This is a genomic window from Nostoc sp. PCC 9305 (assembly GCF_963920915.1).
In the GTDB taxonomy this organism is placed as follows: domain Bacteria; phylum Cyanobacteriota; class Cyanobacteriia; order Cyanobacteriales; family Nostocaceae; genus Nostoc.
Window position 1 is genome coordinate 1 of the sequence record NZ_CAWUDN010000267.1, and the last position, 712, is coordinate 712.

At 32.6% G+C, this 712-nt stretch carries 1 pseudogene; it reads left to right on the top strand.

Annotated features, from left to right (window positions below):
* Positions 1–502 (top strand): annotated as a pseudogene (locus ACM0OX_RS35715) (ISLre2 family transposase); the annotation flags it as partial.
* Positions 503–712 lie beyond the last annotated feature (210 nt).

Genomic DNA, 712 nt, shown 5'->3' on the forward strand with positions numbered 1-712 from the left:
CCCTCTTTTAAAGAAATTGAAATCTCCCGATGCGACTTATCAATTATTTGATTTTTACCATGTTACTGAACGGCTACAGAAATTTGCTGATGTAGCGTTTAGTGATGATAAGGAGCGGAATAATTGGTTTAAAAAAGCACGGAGAACTTTAAAAAAAAGTAATGCCATGACCATAATTAGGCAGATGGATGAATTTATCTCTGAAGCTACGGGAGAGCGTTGTAAAACTATGGTCACACAGAGAAATTACCTTTTACGTGCCTATCGTGAAAGGCGTTTAAATTACGCTAAGATACTAAACCAAAAACTACCAATAGGTAGTGGGGCAATTGAGAGTTTAATCCGTCAAGTTGTCAACTTAAGAATCAAGGGTAACAGTAAATTTTGGTTGAAAGAAAATGCAGAAATTATCTTACATCTGCGTTGTCAATGGATGGCTGGAAGTTGGGATAATTTTTGTGGTTCTATCTTTAATTCCTTTATCAAACCCCAAGCTGCTTGATAAATTTTATACTTTAATCTTGCCTTTAATTTACTTTATGACATAATTCATACTAAATATGAAAGGCTGATTGCAGATATTTTTATAAAAAATCGTCAAATGGCTTGCTATTAATCTTTTTGAGATATTTCATCAAGATGAATTTTTGTGCAAACCAGTATTTTATTTGCAAATAAAATCACCTTGTACCTAAATATAATTTTTAGCGAT